General features: G+C 41.1%; 15 protein-coding genes and 4 tRNA genes. 14 read left to right on the top strand and 5 right to left on the bottom strand.

From position 1 onward, the window contains the following. Positions 1-104: 104 nt before the first annotated feature. The gene (gene recN / locus J690_RS20715) at positions 105-1,772 is read right to left on the bottom strand and encodes a DNA repair protein RecN (protein ID WP_002115135.1); all 1,668 of its coding nucleotides are present in this window, start codon (positions 1,770-1,772) and stop codon (positions 105-107) included. A 114-nt stretch (positions 1,773-1,886) separates the two neighbouring features. On the opposite strand from recN, the gene J690_RS20710 reads away from it, so the two are divergent. From J690_RS20710 to J690_RS20695, 4 genes are all read left to right on the top strand, one after another. Then, positions 1,887-3,197: a tetratricopeptide repeat protein gene (locus J690_RS20710; protein WP_032038062.1), complete on the top strand. Its 1,311-nt coding sequence runs from the start codon at positions 1,887-1,889 to the stop codon at positions 3,195-3,197. 76 nt (positions 3,198-3,273) lie between these two features. Beyond that, positions 3,274-3,600, top strand: coding sequence for a pyrimidine/purine nucleoside phosphorylase (gene ppnP, locus J690_RS20705; RefSeq protein ID WP_002115102.1), 327 nt, complete (start codon positions 3,274-3,276; stop codon positions 3,598-3,600). Positions 3,601-3,702: 102 nt separating this feature from the next. Then, the gene (rlmB, locus tag J690_RS20700; protein WP_005079348.1) at positions 3,703-4,452 is read left to right on the top strand and encodes a 23S rRNA (guanosine(2251)-2'-O)-methyltransferase RlmB; all 750 of its coding nucleotides are present in this window, start codon (positions 3,703-3,705) and stop codon (positions 4,450-4,452) included. A gap of 35 nt (positions 4,453-4,487) precedes the next feature. Continuing rightward, complete coding sequence (locus tag J690_RS20695; RefSeq protein ID WP_032038060.1) at positions 4,488-5,402, top strand: DMT family transporter; 915 nt, start codon at positions 4,488-4,490, stop codon at positions 5,400-5,402. On the opposite strand, the gene coaE is transcribed toward J690_RS20695, so the two are convergent. Genes coaE through pilB form a run of 4 tightly spaced genes read right to left on the bottom strand, consistent with a single transcriptional unit; the run spans position 5,399 to position 9,822 of the window. Then, on the bottom strand, positions 5,399-5,995 hold the full coding sequence (coaE, locus tag J690_RS20690; protein WP_032012473.1) for a dephospho-CoA kinase: 597 nt from the start codon (positions 5,993-5,995) through the stop codon (positions 5,399-5,401). The genes J690_RS20695 and coaE overlap by 4 nt on opposite strands. Before the next feature lies 1 nt (position 5,996). Beyond that, positions 5,997-6,857 carry a prepilin peptidase gene (locus tag J690_RS20685; protein WP_032038058.1) on the bottom strand — a complete coding sequence of 287 codons (861 nt, stop codon included), beginning with the start codon at positions 6,855-6,857 and terminating at the stop codon, positions 5,997-5,999. Continuing rightward, complete coding sequence (locus tag J690_RS20680; protein ID WP_005079343.1) at positions 6,857-8,083, bottom strand: type II secretion system F family protein; 1,227 nt, start codon at positions 8,081-8,083, stop codon at positions 6,857-6,859. The genes J690_RS20685 and J690_RS20680 overlap by 1 nt, the downstream gene beginning before the upstream one ends. Positions 8,084-8,109: 26 nt before the next feature. Beyond that, on the bottom strand, positions 8,110-9,822 hold the full coding sequence (pilB, locus tag J690_RS20675; RefSeq protein WP_032038056.1) for a type IV-A pilus assembly ATPase PilB: 1,713 nt from the start codon (positions 9,820-9,822) through the stop codon (positions 8,110-8,112). A gap of 291 nt (positions 9,823-10,113) precedes the next feature. On the opposite strand from pilB, the gene tpiA reads away from it, so the two are divergent. From tpiA to J690_RS20625, 10 genes are all read left to right on the top strand, one after another. Further along, on the top strand, positions 10,114-10,908 hold the full coding sequence (tpiA, locus tag J690_RS20670) for a triose-phosphate isomerase (RefSeq protein WP_017481951.1): 795 nt from the start codon (positions 10,114-10,116) through the stop codon (positions 10,906-10,908). A 12-nt stretch (positions 10,909-10,920) separates the two neighbouring features. After that, positions 10,921-11,250 (top strand): preprotein translocase subunit SecG, encoded by a 330-nt coding sequence (gene secG, locus J690_RS20665; RefSeq protein ID WP_002115012.1) that lies wholly within the window; start codon positions 10,921-10,923, stop codon positions 11,248-11,250. A 56-nt stretch (positions 11,251-11,306) separates the two neighbouring features. After that, positions 11,307-11,391: transfer RNA gene (locus J690_RS20660), tRNA-Leu, on the top strand. Between the two features lie 38 nt (positions 11,392-11,429). After that, positions 11,430-11,506 (top strand) — tRNA-Met (locus J690_RS20655). A gap of 89 nt (positions 11,507-11,595) precedes the next feature. Next, positions 11,596-11,672: transfer RNA gene (locus J690_RS20650), tRNA-Met, on the top strand. An 89-nt stretch (positions 11,673-11,761) separates the two neighbouring features. After that, positions 11,762-11,838, top strand: a tRNA-Met gene (locus J690_RS20645). A gap of 215 nt (positions 11,839-12,053) precedes the next feature. Then, positions 12,054-12,578, top strand: a complete 525-nt coding sequence (rimP, locus tag J690_RS20640) for a ribosome maturation factor RimP (RefSeq protein ID WP_002114922.1) — start codon at positions 12,054-12,056, stop codon at positions 12,576-12,578. Between the two features lie 37 nt (positions 12,579-12,615). Next, entirely contained in the window at positions 12,616-14,100 is a 1,485-nt protein-coding gene (nusA, locus tag J690_RS20635; protein ID WP_002115134.1) for a transcription termination factor NusA, read from the top strand. 10 nt (positions 14,101-14,110) lie between these two features. After that, complete coding sequence (gene infB / locus J690_RS20630) at positions 14,111-16,810, top strand: translation initiation factor IF-2 (RefSeq protein WP_002114697.1); 2,700 nt, start codon at positions 14,111-14,113, stop codon at positions 16,808-16,810. Continuing rightward, entirely contained in the window at positions 16,810-17,211 is a 402-nt protein-coding gene (locus J690_RS20625) for a ribosome-binding factor A (RefSeq protein ID WP_002114836.1), read from the top strand. Before infB ends, J690_RS20625 begins: the two co-directional genes overlap by 1 nt. Positions 17,212-17,267: the final 56 nt, after the last annotated feature.

Below are 17,267 nucleotides of genomic sequence, written 5' to 3'. Positions count from 1 at the left end.
AAAATGTCACTAGAGGGTCTCTCGACCCTTTTATCTATATAGGTTCTTTTTATCAACATACAAGAGTTAATCGGATTTCGCCAATCTTTTTCTCTCATTTTTTATTAATTTGAAGAAGCCTGAAATTTAAGTTGGCGTAATTGTTTTGCGTGTTGCAAGGTTGTTTCATTAATTTCAACACCGCCTGACATGCGAGCTAACTCAAAAATGATTTGATTTTCGTCTAGTTCCACAATTGTACTGCTTGCCGGATCAGTTTGTTGCTTTTTAACTAATAAATGCTGATCTGATTGTGCAGCAACTTGTGCCTGATGGGTAATACATAAAAGTTGAACATGTTGGGCTAAGTCGGCAAGTAAACGTCCCACAACTTCTGCTGTACCACCACTAATCCCGACATCAATTTCATCAAACACTAACACTTCTGCTTCGGTTTTTTCAGCGTTCATGACTTGCATAACTAACGCAATACGTGAAAGTTCACCACCTGAGGCTACTCGTGCTAATGGTTGAGGAGGAATACCCTTATTGGCAGTAAATAATAGTTGAATAAAACTCAAACCTTCAGCGGTAGGTTGCTCTAATGGTTCAAACTTAAACTCAAAATGTGCCTCTGGCAGCGCTAAAGGTTTAACCTGTTCAGTTAATTGCTTCGCAAGAGGAGCGGCAGCTTCACGACGAATATTGTCTAAATGCTGAGCTTTTTCTAAGAACTCCTCATGCGACTTTTCAACTTGTTCTGCCAATGTCTCAGGATCTTCAAGTTGATGTAATTGCTCAAGCTCACTTTGCCAAGCTTCATATTCTTCTTTAAGTGTTTCTGGTTGAGTGCGGTATTTACGTGCCAGACGGTGGAAAACTTCCAGCTTGGAATTTAGTTCTTCCATTCGTTCAGGATCAAAACTTTGACGATCAATAAATTGACGCAAGTTTGCCGTTGCATCATCTATTTCACTTTGAGCATTCAGTAGAGAATTATAAATCTCGGAAAGTTGTTCGCTGCGGCCCGCGTGGGATTCTAATCTACGAATAATCGAAGACATTTCTTGAGTAATGTTTTGCTCAGCTTCATCAAGCACATTTAGGCTGTAGCTACAATCTTGCATGATATGTTCATGATGACTGAGGCGATCGAACTCTTGCTCAATTTCTTTATAGTCAGTTTGAATGACCTCTTCGAGTTCTTCAATTTGATGCTCTAAAGTACCAATACGTTGTAGGCGGGTTGCTTGTGCATCTAAGGCTGCTTGATGCAAACGAATGGTACGTTGCCATGTGCTATAAGCTTCACGTACATCATTTGCTTCAGCATAAAAATTGTTATAACGGTCTAGCCAATGCTTTGGATAAGGCGGTTCAAGCAGCTGCTGCTGGCTGTGCTGACTATAGAGTTGAACCAGCAAGCGACCTAATTCTTTGAGTTCAGATAGACTGCTCGGGCGTCCATTGACCCAAGCTTTACTACGGCCAGTTGCAAAAATAACACGACGTAAATGAATTTCCCCAGAATCATCATCTAGTTCGTGGTCTTGGAGCCATTTTGCTTCAGGACTATTATTTTGATAGGTAAAAACAGCGGTAATATCCGCTTTGTCCGAACCATAACGGACATAATTTGTATCTGTACGTTCCCCTAGGCAGGCAGAGAGTGCATCCAGTAATAATGATTTTCCGGCACCTGTTTCGCCTGTTAGAACATTAAATCCTTGTTCTATATCAATAGCCAAATGATCAGCTAATGCAAAATTAATTAAAGTTAAATGTGTGAGCATAAACGCATCCAACGCGCCAAATTATGGGTTAAAGATAGAGAAGTTTTGAATTTGCTACAAGTGATCTATTATTCTAACTGAAATTATAGAACAGCAAGATTGCGGATATTTACAATGAAAAAAACATTAAGCTTACCGAAACCACCAATAGGGATGATCAACCGCCATAAAAAAAACAATCCTGCAGAAATGAATAAAATTTTAAATCAGCATTTTAATGCATTTAAACAAGCAGCTGCGCAAGGGGATTATGCCAAAGCTTATCAACATGTTAAACAAGCTGTTAATTTGGTTCCCAAGCATGCTGGTGCTTTATCAGATTTAGCTTATACCGAATTACGCTTAGGCCGTTATAACGATGCCTATCAACATTATTTACAAGCGATTCAAGCAAGTGGAGCTAACGTAAATACAAACTTATATGATGGACTCACAGAAGTTTGTCATCACTTAAAGAAAAAAGAAGAAACAATCAAATTTGGACGCTTGGCAATTGCAACCAAAAAAGAATTAGTGAAGAGCGAACCTGTTTTGGCAATTCCCAATCATGCACCACCAGCATTTAGTGCAAATCCTCAAGAAAATATTATTGCTTTTTCATTGTTTGGGGCAAACCCTCGCTATTGTGAAACCTCTATTTTAAATATTCAGTTAGCCAAACAAATTTATCCTGAATGGACGTGTCGCTTTTATGTCGATGATACTGTGCCAGTACTGGTGCAACAGCGTTTAAAAGAGAAGGGCGCGCAAGTTATTCAGGTTACAGATTCTCAAAAACAGCTATCGGGTTTGTTTTGGCGCTTTTTGGTGATGGATGATCCGACAATTAAGCGTTTTCTGATACGTGATGCCGACTCCATTGTCTCGCACCGCGAAAAAGCAGCTGTCGATGCTTGGCTCAAGAGTGATAAATGGTTTCACTTAATGCGAGATAATTATTCTCATACCGAGTTAATTTTGGCGGGAATGTGGGGTGGATGTACGGGGATTTTTCATAATATTGAAGCACATATCAGGGATTATGTTGCCACCGGACGTTATCTGGATAATCGGGTGATGGATCAGCATTATTTGCGCTACTGTATTTGGCCGACTTTAAAACAAAGTGTGCTTATACACGATAGCCAGCAATTCGATTCAGATGCTATCGATTTTCCAATTTATGATCTGGCGTTAATGCAAAACGACAGCGAAAATTTTCATGTAGGAATGAATGACGGTTCACCGGTAGTTGCTACAGCAGTTGCCCATCCAACAGCACAGAGAGTGTGTTGGGTACTCCTAGATGAAAACCAGGTCGAAGTTTGCAGATACGATGCAATTGTGTCGAATAGTCGAAATATTGAGATTAACTTACCTTATGCTTTTGCCAAAAAAATTCAGGCACAGCAGTGGAAATTACAAGTCTATCCGTATGAAAACTGATTGATTAGTTATTTAGGCACAATTAAACTACATTCATCATAATTTATATAAATACGGCATTATCTGGAGAGTGTGCATGAGTTCAACCCAATTTGATCATGTAACGGTCATCAAAAAATCAAACGTTTATTTTGGTGGAGCATGTATCAGCCATACCGTGCAATTTGAAGATGGAACAAAAAAAACACTAGGTGTTATTTTGCCGACTGAGCAAGCTTTAACTTTTGAAACCCATGTTCCTGAGCGTATGGAAATTATTTCAGGTGAATGCCGCGTAACAATTGCGGACAGTAATGAAAGTGAGTTGTTCCGTGCAGGCCAATCATTTTATGTGCCTGGTAATAGTCTTTTTAAAATCGAAACTGATGAAGTACTCGATTATGTGTGCCATTTAGAAGGCTAAGAAATTCCTATTCAAATCGGGTACACTATGCCCAAAGAAATCCTGTGAAGTTGGCTTTGCAGGATTTTTATTTTTTTGCTCAAACGTTGTTAGAGGTCATGCATGGCAAAACCGGAATATTATTATGGCGTTCATTCAGTGGAGTCATTGTTAGAGCTTGAACCGGAACGTGTGCTAACCCTGTTTACTTTAAAAGGACGGGATGACCAGCGTTTGCAAAAGATTTTGCAATTGGCAGAGCCTTTTGGAATTAGTGTACAAAAAGCAAGCCGTGATAGTCTCGAAAAGCTTGCAGGTCTACCGTTTCATCAAGGCGTGGTTGCAGCAGTACGTCCGCATCCGACTTTAAATGAAAAAGATCTAGATCAGATCTTGGCTGAAACCCCAGATGCTTTATTGCTGGCATTAGATCAGGTGACAGACCCGCATAACTTAGGGGCTTGCATCCGTACCGCTGCTGCAATGGGCGTGCAAGCAGTGATTGTACCTCGTGATCGTTCGGCAAGTTTAACCCCAACAGCTCGTAAAGTTGCAGCGGGTGGAGCTGAAAAAGTTAAATTTATTCAAGTCACAAACTTGGCTCGTACATTAGCCCATCTCAAAGAGACGACTCATACACGTGTGATTGGCACTATGCTTGATGAAAGTGCAATGCCAATTCAAAAATGTGATTTCTCTGGCCCAGTCGTGATCGTGATGGGAGCCGAAGATACGGGTTTACGCCCAATTACACAGGCACAGTGTGATCATAAAGTTTATATTCCGATGTCTGGAAATTTACAGAGTCTAAATGTGAGTGTGGCAACAGGTATGGCACTTTATGAGGCTTGCCGTCAGCGTTCTGAGGTATAATCTAGCTGCCTTTCTAGTTTGTAAGCAGTCTTGATATGTCTCCCCGTAAGCAAGGTTATTTTTTTGTATTGGTGACCATGTGCATTTGGGGCGGGTTTACACTTTTTGCCCGTTTAAATGCACAATGGCACATCAGTGCTTGGGACATTGCTGCACTACGCTTTGCTATCGCCTTCCTGATTTTGATGCCGATTTTGATCTATAAGAAAGATCTCGCTTTTTTATGGAGTAAGCACGCTGTTATTTTGGCGCTCATTGGCGGAGTCATTTATTGTCTTACCGTCTACACCGCATTTCTCTATGCTCCCGCTGCACATGCTGCCATTTTTTTAAATGGTTGTATTCCTATTTGTACTGCAATTGCAGCATACATTTTATTTAGACAACCATTTGATAAGCATACATGGGTGAGTCTGGCAATTATGATCACTGCCTTGGCTCTCATGAGTGTGTTGATGTTGCAAGGTAATGCTTCTGCTTTTGGCGTGGGGGATTTACTTCTTTTTATTAGTGCGATTTGGTGGGGCATTTTCACTGTATTACTTAAACAGTGGAAACTTTCCGCATGGCACTCTATGGCAAGTGTTGCGATTTGGTCTGCAATTATTTACTTACCCATCTATGCTTTATTCTTACCTAAACATTTCATGGAAGTCAGTCCTGTTCATCTAGCGATACAAGGTATTTTCCATGGTGTGTTTGTCGTGATTATTGCGACATTAACCTATGTTGCGGCTATCCAAAGACTTGGTGCTTTTAAAACGGGAAGTATTGTTACTTTGGCGCCGTTTATTGCTGCCATTTTAGCTGTACCTTTACTTGGTGAGTCATTAAGTCCATCAATTGTTGTGGGCTTGGTGGGAATGGGAATCGGTGCCTTACAACCTTGGCGCTGGTTTCGACAAGATAGCTTGGCACAAAAGATTCAGCAGCAAAATAAGCAAGATTAGTTGGCGCGCTTCAAATAGCTTTGATGTAAAGGCTCTAATTGCTGATATAAATGTTCGAGTAATCCGTCATTAAACACAATGTCATTGGCAAGTTCACGTTTACGCTCGCGTGGCATTTGTGCTGCAATAATTTTCTGGATTTGTTCTTGATTTTGCCCATCACGTTGGCTTGCACGCTGAATTTGAGTTTTTTCACTCGCATCAACTAATAAAGTGTGATTAACCAATTCATGCTGGTTGGTTTCAAAAAGTAGGGGTGAAACTAAAATCACATAAGGACTTTTTGGGTTTTGTAGCTGTTGAATAATAGATTGGCGAATGGCTGGATGCGTGATTTTCTCAAGCGTTTGTCTTGCTTCAGGGTTTTGAAAAATATATTCACGTAGTGCACGGCGGTCTAGATTGCCGTCGGGTTGAAGTACCCAATCTCCAAAAGTTTGTTGGATTTTTTGAAGGGTAGGTTGGCCTTTTTCAACCACTTCGCGAGCAACAATATCGGCATCGACGACTTGGATTCCTTGGGATTCAAACCATTGTGTTGCAGCAGATTTTCCACTGCCAATACCACCTGTGACTCCCAGAATAAAAGCCATCTTAACCTCCCAAATAAATTTTCATAATTTGGTCACCCCATAAAAAGGCAACCCAACCCGCAATGGCAATATAGGGCCCAAACGCAAAGGGCTGATTATCATTACGTAATTTTAGTAAAATGATGCCAATAATTGCACCTAGTAAAGATGACAATAGCACAATTAATGGCAGCATCAATGGCCCCATCCATGCACCTAAGGCAGCAAGCAGTTTAAAGTCGCCATAACCCATACCTTCTTTGCCTGTAATCACTTTAAATAAGTAATACACAATCCAAAGACATAAAAAGCCGATTAAATATCCCCAAATGGCTGAGTTCGGCGAGGTGTAAATACTAAAGGTATTAATACCTAAGCCGAGAGCAGCCAAAGGTAGGGTGAAACGGTCAGGTAGTAGCTGAGTATCAAAGTCTATAAATGTTAAAGCAATCAAAATCCAAGTGAGCACTAGCCCCCAAAGCATTTGTAGGGTTGGACCAAAAACCATGACGACTACTAATGAACATAGCATCGTGAGTAATTCAATCGCTGGATAACGAATGCTAATAGGATGTTGGCAATGGCCACATTTTCCTCTTAACATTAACCAGCTTATAACTGGAATATTTTGATACCAACGGATCGGTTGCTGACATGCAGGACATGATGAAGCAGGTTTACTTAATGTCAGCTTTTCATGCTCAATGATGGGTAGTTCGGGATTAAGCAACATTTGACATTCCTGCTGCCAATCTTGTTCCATCATTTTGGGGGTGCGATAAATTACCACATTCAAAAAGCTACCAATACATAGGCTCAATAGTGCGACTGCAATATAAAGTGCAGTTAAGTTTTGAATAAAATAAGCAATAATTTCTTGCATTATATGACTGAGCCCATTTGGAAAATTGGAAGATACATAGCAATTACTAGACCGCCTACGAGCACCCCTAAAATTGCCATGATTAAAGGTTCCATCATTGAAGTTAAACCATCAACGGCATTATCAACTTCATTTTCATAATAAGTGGCAACTTTATCGAGCATGCTGTCTAGTGCACCAGATTCTTCACCAATTGCGACCATTTGTATAGCCATAGATGGAAAACGATTTGAAACACGCATTGCAAATTGAAGTTGTTGGCCTGTAGCTACATCTTCACGAATTTTCATGACGGCTTCTTCATAAATGACATTGTTGGTTGCCCCAGCCGTTGACTCAAGCGCATCAATGAGCGGAACACCAGCGGCAAACGTGGTGGCTAAAGTACGGCTATAACGGGCAATAATTGCCTTATAAACCAGATCACCAAAGATAGGTAGTTTCAGTGTAAGTTTATCTAATCCATCACGGAATTTTTTACTGCGCTTCTTGGCTTCCAGAAAGGCAGCAATCACTGCTCCAATCACAATAATCATAATGAACCAGTATTCCTGCATCCATTTCGACATATTCACGACCATTTGGGTGAATGCAGGTAAATCTGCACCAAAAGAAGAAAACAGGTCTTGGAAAACAGGAACTACTTTAACCATCAAAATAATGGTAACAACCACAGCAACTACAATAACCGTTGCTGGATATTTCATAGCCTTCTTAATTTTCTGCTTAAGTAATTCACTTTTTTCTTTGTAAATTGCCACACGGTCCAACATGGTTTCAAGCGCACCAGATTGTTCACCAGACTCTACAAGAGAACAAAACAAGTTATCGAAGTGTTGAGGATACTTCCTTAAAGCTGAAGCAAAGGTACTACCACCTTCAACTTCACCTTTAATCCCGAGTACCACCTCGCGCATGGCTGGGTTTTCTAGACCCTCCGCTACAATTTCAAAGCCTTGTACCAGTGGGACACCAGCTTTCATCATGGTTGCAAGTTGTCGCGTGAAAATCGTGATATCGAGCGTTGATACTTTCTTCTTGAACAAACCCTCAAGAATATTTTTACGCTTTTCCCGAATATTACGGACAGTTACACCTTGTTTGCGTAGGGTGACTTTGGCTAAGGCCATATTCTTAGCTGGAAGTTCTCCCTTAATTTTTACGCCCTTACGGTCAACCCCTTCATAAGCAAAAGTCGGCATCATTTGTGCCTTTTTGACAGTCATGAATTATCCTTATTTTAAATTGTCTTTTATTCACTGGTCACGCGGTTGACTTCTTGTAAGGAAGTAACACCTTGCATGACTTTCTTTAACCCTGAACGACGCAGATTATTAAACCCCAGTTTTTCAGAAGCAGCAGCGATTTCTAAAGCATTGCCATCTTCCATAATAATCTTGGAAATTTCAGGTGTAACTTTCATCACCTCGTAAATACCTACTCGACCTTTGTAGCCTTCACGACACTCAGTACAACCTACAGGTTGAAAAACTTGAAAATCGGGATGGGTTAAATCTTGGTCGGTAAAGCCCATTTCTAATAGGCTCTGTTTAGGAATGTCGGCAGGTGTTTTACACTGTGGGCATAACCGACGCGCCAAACGTTGAGCAATCACCAGATTGACAGACGTTGCGATATTAAAGGATGGAACACCCATATTACGTAGGCGAGTAAGTGTTTCTGGCGCACTATTGGTATGCAGTGTGGACATTACCATGTGACCGGTTTGTGCAGCTTTAATCGCAATTTCAGCCGTTTCTAAGTCACGAATCTCACCGACCATAATAATGTCAGGGTCTTGACGTAAAAATGATTTAAGTGCAGCAGAAAAAGTCAGACCTACTTTTGGGTTGACGTTAACCTGATTAATTCCTTCAAGGTTAATTTCAACTGGATCTTCGGCGGTGGAAATATTCGAACTTTCAGTATTTAAAATATTTAAGCCAGTATATAAAGATACCGTTTTACCAGAACCGGTAGGACCTGTAATTAAAAGCATACCTTGTGGTTTATCGAGTGCTTCTAAAAAAAGAGCTTTCTGATCTTCTTCATATCCTAAAGCATCAATTCCGAGCATTGCGCTAGAAGGATCGAGAATACGCAGAACCAGTTTTTCACCAAACAGGGTTGGAAGTGAGTTCACACGAAAATCAATTGCTTTAGTTTTTGATAACTTAAGCTTGATACGACCGTCTTGAGGCACTCGTTTTTCGGAAATATCCATTTGAGACATGACTTTTAAACGTGAAGCCAAACGGTTAGCCAATTGCAAAGGTGGATTTGCAATCTGACGCAACACGCCATCGACTCGGTAACGGACCCGATATGATTTCTCGTATGGTTCAAAATGTAAGTCTGAAGCCCCCATACGAATTGCATCGATGAGTAATTTATTAATATATTTAACAATAGGTGCTTCATCGCCTTGAGGCGTTTCTTCCTCATCCTCTTGTGAGGGGGGAGCTTCAAGGTCTACATCAAGATCAAACTCTTCATCACTAAATTCGAAGCTACTTTCTTCTGTAAATTGCTGCGCCAGAATTTTCTCAAGCTTATGGTGCTCGACAATAACTGGTTCAACCATGAGCTTACTATTAAAGCGAATGGCATCAATCGCTTCAATATTACTCGGGTTGCTGGTTGCGACATATAAAATCTGTCCTCTTTGTATGAGAGGTAAGACCCGATGTTTTAAAACCAGTTTCTGATCGACCAAATCTTTGGGAATTTGGCTTGTATCGTAAACATCCAGATCAAAATATGGTTCAGCAAATTCAATAGAAATTGTTTCAGCTAATAAAGAAGGGGAGAGATGAACCTCTTCAATCAGGTACGCAACTGTATCCCGTTTAGCTCTCTTTGCTGCATCTAATGCTGTTTGCATGGTCGCTGCCGACACATGTTTTTCTTCGACTAATCGTCGAAAAAACCCCGAAAATTTTGGAGATGTATGTATGACTGACATCTGCCTACCTGTGCTCATATGTTTATAATTGGTATATAAAAAATTATACTTTTGTTATCTAAAATTACTACCTGAGAAAATGATGCTCTGGTCTTGATCCACTCGCCAAAGCTTGAACTAGTCGAAGTTTTTATTCATTAATTTTTGAAAGACGATTCTTTAGACTCGATAAAGTTTTATAACTGTTTTCAATTAGTAGAAAAGATATGGGCAAAGCCGTTAAAGAAAAGTATCTGAAATTTGTATAAATGCGTGTAGAATGTGCTGCATTTTTGATGAAAGGTGAGCCGTATGTCGGGTTCGACGATTACGCCTTGGGTAGTTGGCAACTGGAAAATGAACCCAATGCGTGCCAATGCCAAACAACTTATAGAAGAATTTAAACAACTATTGCAACAAAACCAAATTGCAGATGAAAGCTGTCATGTAGGGGTTGCTCCAGTTTCTATTGCGCTTGCAATGGTACAAACACAATTGCAAGATGCTGCAAGAACAGTATATACAGTTGCACAAGATGTATCACGTGTAGCGGGTACTGGCGCTTATACTGGCGAAGTCAGCGCAGAACTATTAAAAGATAGCCAAATTAATTTTGTACTGGTTGGGCATTCTGAGCGCCGTGATATTTTTGGCGACAACGTTGAAATTTTGAAAGCTAAACTCCAAAATGCATTAAATGCGGGCTTGACTGTCATTTATTGTGTTGGTGAAAGCCTCGAACAACGTGAACAAGGTTTGGCAGAGCAAGTTGTATTGCAACAAATTTGTGATATTGCTCCTGTAGTAACTGTTGAGCAGTGGCAAAAGCAAATTGTAATTGCTTATGAGCCAATCTGGGCAATTGGGACAGGTAAAACTGCTTCTCCACAAGATGCACAGGCAATGCATGCTAAGATTCGTGAAGGTTTAAGTCAGATTACCTCAGCGGGTTCAGACATTGCGATTTTATATGGCGGTAGTGTAAAAGCTGAAAATGCAGTTGAATTGGCGGCATGTCCAGATATTAATGGTGCGTTGGTAGGCGGTGCTTCATTAAATGCAGCATCTTTTTATCAAATCGTACAAGCCTTTGCACAAAGTAAATAACGAGGATAGGGTATGCACTCTTTTGTACTGATCGTACATATTATTTTAGCGGTACTGATGATTGCCTTGATTCTAGTGCAACACGGTAAAGGTGCTGATGCCGGTGCTTCTTTCGGCGGTGGCGGAGCAGCAACTGTATTCGGTGCATCAGGTTCAGGTAACTTCCTTACTCGACTTACTGCTATCTTAACAGCGTTGTTTTTTGTGACGAGTTTAACTCTAGCTGTTTTTGCGAAAAAACAGACTACTGATGCATATAGTTTGAAAACTGTACAAACTACAGCGCCAGTTCAAACGACATCGCCTGAAACTTCACCAAATGCACCAAAATCGAGTCAATAATTCGAAATAGGGCTTTCCTTTTGCAGTGGGAAGGACTAGAATGCGTCCCACAAGCTGCGGTGGTGGTGGAATTGGTAGACACGCTACCTTGAGGTGGTAGTGCCTTCGGGCGTGGGGGGTCAAGTCCCCCCTTCCGCACCAACTTTGAACCAGAAAGTTGAGTGCAAGCAGTTTTTTGATGCGGGATGGAGCAGTCTGGTAGCTCGTCGGGCTCATAACCCGAAGGTCGTTGGTTCAAATCCAGCTCCCGCTACCAATTTGATTAAGGTGCAACTTAATCAAGCGAATATTAGATAAGTTTACATTGACTTTTTTCGATATTTGTATATAATTTTTGCACGTTGATGCGGGATGGAGCAGTCTGGTAGCTCGTCGGGCTCATAACCCGAAGGTCGTTGGTTCAAATCCAGCTCCCGCTACCAATTTGATTAAGGTGCAACTTAATCAAGCGAATATTAGATAAGTTTACATTGACTTTTTTCGATATTTGTATATAATTTTTGCACGTTGATGCGGGATGGAGCAGTCTGGTAGCTCGTCGGGCTCATAACCCGAAGGTCGTTGGTTCAAATCCAGCTCCCGCTACCAAGTTTCTTAAAAGAGGCTCACAGACAGGTGGGCCTTTTTGCACAGTGGACTATTGTTTTCTGTGCTAAATAGGGGCGATTAACGCCCTTTTTTATTGGTTATCGTATCGCTATCGTGTAGTGTCGACATCAATTGGTCAAATAGTCATGCTTCACTATAGTAGGTCTGTGTCGGTTAAAACAACCGATTGAATCGCACGAGAATGACGAGAGTAAATGAAATTATCAAATAAATCCCAAGCATTGCATGACTTAATTGTTCCTGCAGTGGAAGCATGTGGTGTCGACCTTTGGGGGATCGAGTTTCTCCCACAAGGTAAACGTTCATTATTGCGTATTTATATCGATAAAGCGGTAAGTGAAGATGCTGAGCCTGTAATTAATGAAGATGGTGAAGTAGAACTAGGCCGTGGTATTGGTGTACAAGATTGTGTGCGTGTAACACAACAAGTTGGCGCAATGTTGGATGTTCATGATCCAATCTCAGGTGAGTATTCATTAGAAGTTTCTTCACCAGGTTGGGACCGTCCATTTTTTCAACTAGAACAGTTACAAGGCTACATCGGACAACAAATTGCTTTGCGTTTAATTGCAGCAGTAGAAAACCGTCGTAAATTTCAAGCAAAACTTATCGCAGTAGACCTTGAAAATGAAGAAATTCAGGTTGAAGTTGATGGGAAGCATGTGCTTGTGATCGACAGCAACAATATCGATAAAGCAAACTTGATCTATCAAGATTAAATTTATTTAAATTTTATAAGAAATCGGTAGGTGACTTATGGGCCGCGAAATTCTTACCGTTGTTGAAACGGTTAGTAATGAAAAAGGTGTTAGTCGTGAAGCGATCTTCGAAGCTTTAGAACAAGCTCTAGTTGCTGCAACGAAGAAAAGATTTTACGAAGGTACGCATGCTGAAGAAGCTCAGCTTCGTGTAGAAATTGATCGTAAAACTGGTGATTACCGTACGTTCCGTCAATGGACTGTTGTGGCAGATGAAGATCACGAAATGCCAGCTTGCCAAGATGCAATTTCTGACGTTGATCCAGCTAAATGGTCAATTGGTGACGTGCGTGAACTCGAAGTAGAATCTATTGAGTTTGGTCGTATTGCTGCACAAATTGCAAAACAAGTTATCGTACAAAAAATTCGTGAAGCTGAGCGTGCTTTAGTTGCTGATGCATACGAGTCTAAAGTTGGTGAGTTAATTTACGGTGAAGTGAAAAAACAAACCAAAGATGGCTTCATTATCGACTTAGGCGACAATGCAGAAGCTTATCTTGCACGCGAAGAGATGATTCCAAAAGAAATTCTTCGTCCAAAACAACGTGTAAACGCTATTTTATATAATGTTAACCGTGAAGGTCGTGGCGCTCAGTTATTGTTATCACGCGCTAAGCCTGAAATGTTAATTGCTTTAATGAAAAAAGAAATTCCAGAAATTTCTGAAGAAATTATTGAAATTAAAGCAGCGGCACGTCAACCGGGTGTTCGTGCTAAAATTGCAGTGAAAACAAATGATCATCGTATTGACCCTGTAGGTGCATGTATTGGTATGCGTGGTACGCGTATTCAAGCTGTACAACAAGAGTTAAATGGTGAACGTATTGATGTAGTGGTCTGGTCTGATGATCCGGCTCAATACATTGCTAGTGCATTAGAACCAGCTGATGTTTCAGGCATCGTGCTTGATGAAGATGCAAGAAGTGCCGACATTATTTTTGCAACCAGCGATCAATTAGCTCGTGCGATTGGCTCTCAAGGTCAAAACGTTCGTTTAGCTTCTGATTTAACTGGCTACAAACTCGACATGATGCTTGAAGAAGAGTATCGTGCTCGTCAGCAAAATGAAGCTCAGCAATATCTCGACATGTTTGTATCACGTCTCGATATTGAAGAAGATTTAGCAATGGCATTGGTGGAAATGGGCTTCACTTCTTTAGAAGAGATTGCTTATGTTCCTGCTGAGACTTTTGACGAAATTGAGCTTGATGCTGAATTGGTTGAGTTATTACAAAGTCGTGCAAAAGAAGCAGCCCTTACTGATGCTTTGAAACAGCAAGAAAATATTCAAGAACCGAGCGCAGACCTTCTCACTATGGAAGGCATGACTTCTGAGATCGCTTACTCGCTTGCCGCTCGCGGTATTATTACTGTCGACGATTTGGCAGATCAGGCTACTGACGATATCTCTGATATTGAAGGACTTGGTCATGAAAAAGCAGGTCAATTGATCATGAAAGCTCGCGAATCATGGTTTAACTAGGAGATGAAATATGACGGACAAGTCGATTAAAGAGTTAGCTCTCAGTGTAGGACGTCCTGTTGAGAAGCTCCTAGAACAGGCTCGTGAAGCAGGGTTGCCTCAACGTACAGCAGACGACATTATTACCACTGAACAACAGGATACTTTGGTCAATCACTTGAAAAAAGTTCATGGTCAGGAAAGTGGTAACACAGGAAAAATTGCGTTGAAACGTAAAACAACCAGTACCGCTAAAGTTGCAAGTACTTCAGGTAAAGCAAAAACGATTAACGTAGAAGTACGTAAAAAACAGGTTTTTGCTAAACCAAACCCTGAACAAATTGCAGCCGAAGCTAAAGCACGTGCAGAAGCAGAAGCGAAAGCACGTGTAGAACAGCAAACGCGTGAAACTGCCGAGCAAAAAGCGCGTCTTCAAACAGAGCAAAAAGCTAAAGCAACTTTAGATGCGATGCGTGCTGCTCATCAACAAGATAGTGCTGCACAGACAGCTCCAAAAGCTGCTGTTGTAGTGAAAAAGCGTGGTGGCGGTACAGTAAAACCTGCGCCAAAACCAGCTGAAACTCCAGAACAGAAAAGAGCTCGTGAAGAGCAGTCAGCTCAGTTAAAAGCAACTGAAGAAGCTGCACGTCGTAAAGCGGCTGAAGAAGCTCAGCAACGTACACTTGAACAAATGCGCAAAATGGCGTCTAAGTATTCAAATGACGATGCTACTACGACAATTCGTGTTATTGATGATTCTCCACTTGCTTCTGGTCTAGTTGGCCAAGCTTATGAAGATTCATTTAAGCAAGAAGACCGTGAAATTAAACGCGGTGGCGCAACCACTAACCCACGTGCTGGGAAGAAAGGTGGTCGTCGTGGTCAAGAAGAACAAAGCTTTGTTAACCATAACAAACGTGGTTTAAAATCAAGCCAAGCGAATAAGCATGGATTTGAAAAGCCAGTTAAAAAGCAAGTTTATGATGTAGAAATCGGTTCAAGCATTGTTGTTGCCGATCTTGCTCAAAAAATGGCGATTAAAGTACGTGAAGTTATCAAAACACTTATGAAAATGGGTGAATTGGTTAATCAAGATCAAGCTATTGATCAAGACACAGCGGCACTTGTTGTAGAAGAAATGGGCCACAACCCTGTTTTAGTTTCTGATACACAAGCGGAAGATAACTTGCTTGAAGCAGCTGAAGAAGCTCGTGGTGAGCAAACAACTCGTCCGCCAGTTGTTACCATTATGGGTCACGTTGACCATGGTAAAACATCATTGCTTGACCGTATCCGTCGTTCGAAAGTGGCGGCTGGAGAAGCAGGTGGTATTACCCAGCATATTGGTGCATATCACGTTGAAACAGACAAAGGAATTATTACATTCCTTGATACACCAGGACATGCGGCATTTACTTCAATGCGTGCACGTGGTGCTAAAGCAACAGATATCGTTGTATTAGTTGTTGCTGCAGATGATGGTGTAATGCCACAAACTGCAGAAGCAATTGACCATGCTCGTGCAGCAGGTACTCCAATTATTGTTGCGATCAACAAAATGGATAAAGAATCTGCTGATCCAGACCGTGTGTTAAATGAATTAACAACGAAACAAATCGTTCCAGAAGAATGGGGTGGTGATGTTCCGATTGCTAAAGTTTCTGCACACAGCGGACAAGGTATTGATGAACTCCTTGATTTAATTCTTATTCAATCAGAATTGATGGAATTAAAAGCATCTGCTGAAGGTGCTGCGCAAGGTGTTGTTATTGAAGCACGTGTAGATAAAGGCCGTGGTGCAGTAACTTCGATTCTTGTTCAAAACGGTACATTAAACATTGGTGACCTTGTTCTTGCAGGTTCATCTTATGGTCGTGTCCGTGCAATGTCTGATGAAAACGGTAAGCCGATTAAATCAGCAGGCCCATCTATTCCTGTAGAAATTCTGGGTCTTCCAGATGCTCCAATGGCAGGTGATGAAGTTCTTGTTGTAAATGACGAGAAGAAAGCGCGTGAAGTTGCCGATGCTCGTGCTGACCGTGAGCGTCAAAAACGTATTGATCGTCAAAGTGCTATGCGCCTTGAAAATATCATGTCGTCAATGGGCAAAAAAGATGTTCCTACAGTGAACGTTGTTTTGAAAACAGACGTACGTGGTACTTTAGAAGCATTGAATGCTGCTCTACATGAATTATCTACTGACGAAGTAAAAGTTCGTGTAATTAGCTCAGGTGTTGGTGCGATTACTGAGTCTGATGTAATTCTTGCTGAATCTTCAGAAGCTGTATTGTTAGGCTTTAACGTCCGTGCCGATACGACTGCTCGTCAACGAAGTGACCAAGACGGTATAGATATTCGTTACTACAGCATCATCTATGAATTAATTGATGATGTGAAAGATGCCATGAGCGGTAAACTTGCTCCTGAACATCGTGAAACAATCTTGGGTGTTGCGGAAGTACGTGAAGTATTCCACTCAAGTAAGTTTGGTGCAGCAGCAGGCTGTATGGTACTTGAAGGCACATTACATCGTAATAAACCGATTCGCGTATTACGTGATGATGTTGTAATTTTCCAAGGTGAGCTTGAATCTCTTCGTCGTTATAAAGACGTTGTTGATGAAGTTCGTGCTGGTATGGAATGTGGCCTTGCAGTGAAAGGTTATAAAGACATCAAACCACAAGATAAGATCGAAGTGTATGATGTTCAATTGATTAAACGGAGTCTTTAATGGCGGGTAGCCAACGCTTAAAGCGCATGGCGGATTCAGTACAACGTGAGTTGTCTGAGCTAATCCGTCAAGAGCTTAAAGATCCTCGCTTAGGTGGTCTAGTGACCATCTCTGCGGTGAAAGTCAGTGCGGATATGGGTTATGCTGAAGTTTATGTCACCGTTATGGGACGTGAACTCGGCGATGAGCAAAGTGAAGCAGCAAATAAAGAAACTTTAGATGTATTAAATAAAGCTTCTGGTTTCTTGCGTCATGAATTAAGCCGTCGCATTAAGACTCGTATTACGCCTCGCTTACGTTTCCATTACGATAAGACGAATGCATATGGTAACTATATGTTTGGTCTAATCGAAAAAGCGGTACAAGATTTACCAGAACGTAAGTCAGATGACCAAGAGTAATTAAAACTCAAAAATAAAAAAAGCCACCTTCGGGGGGCTTTTTTATTGATTCAATT

The sequence above is a fragment of the Acinetobacter sp. 742879 genome (genome assembly GCF_000588535.1).
GTDB lineage: Bacteria > Pseudomonadota > Gammaproteobacteria > Pseudomonadales > Moraxellaceae > Acinetobacter > Acinetobacter pittii.
Note: the sequence above shows the minus strand (reverse complement) of the source record. Positions and strands in the feature narration are given on the sequence as shown.

Bases quoted from the DNA above. Each gene is read 5' to 3' on its own strand.
- recN (WP_002115135.1), bottom strand. From the start codon at position 1,772: ATGCTCACACATTTAACTTTAATTAATTTTGCATTAGCTGATCATTTG.
- J690_RS20710 (WP_032038062.1), top strand. From the start codon at position 1,887: ATGAAAAAAACATTAAGCTTACCGAAACCACCAATAGGGATGATCAAC.
- ppnP (WP_002115102.1), top strand. From the start codon at position 3,274: ATGAGTTCAACCCAATTTGATCATGTAACGGTCATCAAAAAATCAAAC.
- rlmB (WP_005079348.1), top strand. From the start codon at position 3,703: ATGGCAAAACCGGAATATTATTATGGCGTTCATTCAGTGGAGTCATTG.
- J690_RS20695 (WP_032038060.1), top strand. From the start codon at position 4,488: ATGTCTCCCCGTAAGCAAGGTTATTTTTTTGTATTGGTGACCATGTGC.
- coaE (WP_032012473.1), bottom strand. From the start codon at position 5,995: ATGGCTTTTATTCTGGGAGTCACAGGTGGTATTGGCAGTGGAAAATCT.
- J690_RS20685 (WP_032038058.1), bottom strand. From the start codon at position 6,857: ATGCAAGAAATTATTGCTTATTTTATTCAAAACTTAACTGCACTTTAT.
- J690_RS20680 (WP_005079343.1), bottom strand. From the start codon at position 8,083: ATGACTGTCAAAAAGGCACAAATGATGCCGACTTTTGCTTATGAAGGG.
- pilB (WP_032038056.1), bottom strand. From the start codon at position 9,822: ATGTCAGTCATACATACATCTCCAAAATTTTCGGGGTTTTTTCGACGA.
- tpiA (WP_017481951.1), top strand. From the start codon at position 10,114: ATGTCGGGTTCGACGATTACGCCTTGGGTAGTTGGCAACTGGAAAATG.
- secG (WP_002115012.1), top strand. From the start codon at position 10,921: ATGCACTCTTTTGTACTGATCGTACATATTATTTTAGCGGTACTGATG.
- rimP (WP_002114922.1), top strand. From the start codon at position 12,054: ATGAAATTATCAAATAAATCCCAAGCATTGCATGACTTAATTGTTCCT.
- nusA (WP_002115134.1), top strand. From the start codon at position 12,616: ATGGGCCGCGAAATTCTTACCGTTGTTGAAACGGTTAGTAATGAAAAA.
- infB (WP_002114697.1), top strand. From the start codon at position 14,111: ATGACGGACAAGTCGATTAAAGAGTTAGCTCTCAGTGTAGGACGTCCT.
- J690_RS20625 (WP_002114836.1), top strand. From the start codon at position 16,810: ATGGCGGGTAGCCAACGCTTAAAGCGCATGGCGGATTCAGTACAACGT.